Origin of the sequence: Desulfococcus sp. (assembly GCF_050178255.1) — a bacterium.
Taxonomy (GTDB): domain Bacteria; phylum Desulfobacterota; class Desulfobacteria; order Desulfobacterales; family Desulfococcaceae; genus Desulfococcus; species Desulfococcus multivorans.
In genome coordinates this window covers 1-3,832 of record NZ_JBFXGG010000182.1, presented here as the reverse complement: position 1 = coordinate 3,832, position 3,832 = coordinate 1, and the positions used below count along the sequence as shown (strand labels likewise).

At 58.8% G+C, this 3,832-nt stretch carries 4 protein-coding genes; all 4 read left to right on the top strand.

What is annotated here, in order from left to right; all coding sequences use genetic code 11:
• Positions 1-407: MaoC family dehydratase (locus tag AB7S84_RS16880; RefSeq protein WP_428155945.1), on the top strand; the 407-nt coding region annotated here is incomplete at its 5' end.
• Between the two features lie 37 nt (positions 408-444).
• Positions 445-1,071, top strand: coding sequence for a 5' nucleotidase, NT5C type (locus AB7S84_RS16875; RefSeq protein WP_428155943.1), 627 nt, complete (start codon positions 445-447; stop codon positions 1,069-1,071).
• 88 nt (positions 1,072-1,159) lie between these two features.
• Entirely contained in the window at positions 1,160-2,257 is a 1,098-nt protein-coding gene (locus AB7S84_RS16870) for a Coenzyme F420 hydrogenase/dehydrogenase, beta subunit C-terminal domain (protein ID WP_428155941.1), read from the top strand.
• Positions 2,258-2,340: 83 nt separating this feature from the next.
• Positions 2,341-3,832: thiamine pyrophosphate-dependent enzyme (locus tag AB7S84_RS16865; protein ID WP_428155939.1), on the top strand; the 1,492-nt coding region annotated here is incomplete at its 3' end.

Sequence of the window (3,832 nt, the reverse complement as noted above, 5' to 3'; positions counted from 1 at the left end):
AGACCTACACCACGGCCCGCCGGACGGTGACCGAAGCGGATCATGTCAATTTCGCCACCAGTTACGGATTTTTCGAACCCCTTTTCATGGACCGCGACTTTGTAAAAACCGACACGCCTTACGAGAAGCCCATCGTCCCCGGCGCGTTGACCTTTTCCGTGGCCGAGGGCCTGACCATCCTGTCGGGTCTCCTGCACAGCGGCATGGCGTTTCTCGGCGTGGAGCTGGAGGTACGCAAACCGGTTTTCATCGGCGACACCCTAACGGTGGAGATCGAAGTGGCCGCCACCCGTGCAACGAAAAAGCCGGACCGGGGCATCGTCACCTTCCGCCATCGGGTGAACAACCAGGCCGGCGATGAGGTGATGGTCTACACGGTCAAGCGCATGATGCGCCGAAACGTCTGAGTGTCCTTTCTTTATTGATGGAATGCGGGTGAATCATATGATGATGGAAGATGATAGGAAAACCGTTTACATCGATTTTGACGACGTCTTGTGTTCGACGGCGGAATCTTTGCTTGAAATTTTGTTTGAACAATATGGGAAAAAAATAAGTTATGATAATCTTACGCATTTCGACCTTAGCACGTGCATGAATATTTCGAATGACAAAGTCGGCAGAATTTTGGATATCGCCCACAGCGATGAAAAAATTCTTCAAAACGATCCCGTTCACAACGCCTCTGAAGCCTTATCGATGATAGCTGAAATGGGCTATGCCATAGAGATCGTTACGGGGCGTCCCCGATTTACAAAAACAGCTTCGGAAGCGTGGCTGTCAACCTATCGCATACCCTATGACCATATCTATTTCGTCAATAAATACGCCCGCCAGGGCGATGGATACGGCGATGCGGAGACCTTGTCATTGGAAGATATCAAGAAGATGCATTTTTCGTTTGCCGTGGAAGATTCTTTGGATACGGCGGTCTTTATTTCCAATCACCTGAACATTCCCGTCTTTCTATTGGATCGGCCGTGGAATAAGAAGGGTGCGGCAGATGCAAATATCAAACGCTGCCGGGGATGGGGGCAGATCATGGAGACGCTTTCGAAGAACCCGGTGTAGACATCCAAAAATGGGTGCCCGGCCAGCCTATCCCATGAATTCGGAAACAAATGCGATTTGAAACGCCTGGAAAGGACAAAGGATTACCATGACGGGGAAACCAACCATCCACCAGTCACATGTCTCATCTTCTGTTATCGATACCGGGCTCTGCACCGGATGCGGCGCCTGTGTGGGGCTCTGCCCTTACCTCAGGACCCATCGGGGGGCCACGGTCATGCTGTTTGACTGCGACCGCGAGGACGGCCGCTGCCGACGCTACTGTCCCCGCATGGAAACGGATCTGGAGCACCTGAACCAGGCGCTTTTCGATACGTCGCACATCACCCCCGAGCTGGGAGCCTTCAGGGGGCTTTACATGACCCGGGCGACCGATGCGGAAATCCGATCCCGGGCCCAGCACGGCGGCACGGTGACGGCTCTCACCTGTTTGGCCTTGGAACAGGGGCTCATCGACGGGTGGATCGTGGCGCAGGAGGAAGGGCCCATGCTGCCCAAAAGCACGACGGCATTCAGTCGGGCCGACATCCTGGCGGCGGCGGGCAGCAAATTCGGCAATGCGCCGGCGGTCGCCGAGTTCAATCGCGCGTCGGCTGAAGGGCAGGGGCCGTTGGGGGTCGTGGCCACGCCCTGTCAGGCCCTGGCCCTGGCGAAAATGCGCAGCGATCCGGCCGACGCGGATGCCGCCCGGGTGGCCCGTCTCAAGCTGGTGATCGGCCTGTTCTGCGGTTGGACCCTGGATTGGCGGAAACTGCGGGAAATGGTGCTCACGGCGGTCAAGGGCGAAACAATCCGCGCCATGGACATCCCGCCCTCCAGTCATGCCTGCATGCAGGTGGAGACGGACGCCGGCAGGGTCGAGATCCCCATTGATCAGGTCAATGGCTGCGTCCGCGACTGTTGTGCCTACTGCACGGACATGACCGCCGAATTCGCCGATATCTCGGTCGGCTCGGCGAGAAGCCCGGAGGGCTGGGACGTGGACCGGCACTGGAACCAGGTGATCGTCAGAACGACGGCCGGGGAACAACTGCTGAACCTTGCCCGGGAAAAGGGTATCCTGGAATTCAAGGACGTTCCCCCGGAGAACCTGGCCAAACTCAAATCCGCCGCCATGGGTAAAAAGCGCAACGGCCAGTCGAATCTAAACCGTCTGTTCGAAACGAAGAAGGCCCTGGCTTCCTGACCCGGGGCGGTCATGTCCGCTGACCACCGTTATGCCTTGGACAGGGGGTTTCCAACACGTGCTGATTTGCCAGAGGAGTTACCATGTCAATCATTACCGATAAAAAAAACAAGAACGAACGCGTTCTGATGATGGGCAACGAGGCCATTGCCCGGGGTGCGCTGGAGGCCGGTGTCAAGGTCGTTGCCGCCTATCCGGGGACACCGTCTTCGGAAATCCCCAAGGTCCTGGGCGACGTGGCCGATGAGATGGGGCTTTACGTGGAGTGGTCCACCAACGAAAAAGTATCCCTGGAGGTGGCCGCTTCCGGCTCCTATTCGGGACTTCGCGCCCTGTGTACGATGAAACAAGTCGGCGTGAACGTGGCCTCCGATTTTCTGCTTCACCTGGCGGAATACGGGTCCCGCGCCGGGCTGGTCTTGGTGACCTGTGAGGATCCCGGCTCCTTGTCGAGCACCAACGAGGGGGATTCCCGGCCCTACAGCAAGATGATGGAGTTTCCCCTGATCGAGCCGGGCGACATCCAGGAAGCCAAGGAGATGACCCAATGGGCCTTCGAGCTTTCCGAAACCATCCGCAATGTCGTGATGCTGCGTAGCGTCACACGCATGTCCCATGCCTCGGGCAACGTAATCGTCGGCGATCTTCCGGAAACGGCGGTGCGGGCTGAATTCCAATATCACGGCGGGTTTTTCGATCAAATGACCGGCCCGGTCATGACGCTGCCTGGCACGGCACCGACCCAGCGTCTGCGCCAGCAGGCGGGCCTGGAAAAAGCAATCGCGTGCTTCGAGAAGAGCCCCTTCAACACCTACACCGGACCGGACCGGCCGGAACTGACCATCATCACCAGTTCGGCCGCCACTTTTTACTGCCGCGAGGCCATTGCCCTTCTGGGGCTCGAGGCGCGGGTGGGGCTCCTGAAACTCGGCACGACCTGGCCCCTGCCACCACGGCTGATGGAAAAATACCTGGCCGCCACGGATCGCGTCTTGATCGTGGAGGAGGGCACGCCCTTTTTGGAAGACAATCTCAAGGCGCTGTTTGTCGACCTGTCCGAGACCGTCGGACCGACACGCTTTCACGGGCGCGCGGACAAAACGATCCCCTCGGTGGACGAACTGAACCCCGACGTTGTCATGACGGCCCTTTCCACCCTCTTGGACCTTCCGACCGATGACAGTATGGTCGACTATCGCCAACGGATTTCGGCCGCGCTCGAGGGCGGCGTGCCGGACCGGGCGATGACCTTCTGCCCGGGCTGCCCCCACCGCGCGTCATTCTGGCTGCTCCACGAAGCGCTTAAACTCGACAACCGGCGCGGTTTCATTTGCGGCGATATCGGGTGTTACACCCTGGGGGTGGCGGATTGCGGCTTCCGGGCCGTGAAAACCGTCGCCGCCATGGGCTCAGGCGTGGGCATGGCCTCCGGGTTCGGCAAACTCCAACGCTTCGGCCTGGAACAGCCGATCATCGCGGTTTGCGGAGACTCGACCTTTTTCCATGCCGCCATGCCGGGGCTGGTCAATGCCATTCACAACCAGGCGGACATGATCATGGTGATCCTGGACAACG

What these genes read in the sequence shown, in the direction of transcription:
- AB7S84_RS16875 (WP_428155943.1), top strand. Translation starts at nt 445, where the DNA reads ATGATGATGGAAGATGATAGGAAAACCGTTTACATCGATTTTGACGAC.
- AB7S84_RS16870 (WP_428155941.1), top strand. Translation starts at nt 1,160, where the DNA reads ATGACGGGGAAACCAACCATCCACCAGTCACATGTCTCATCTTCTGTT.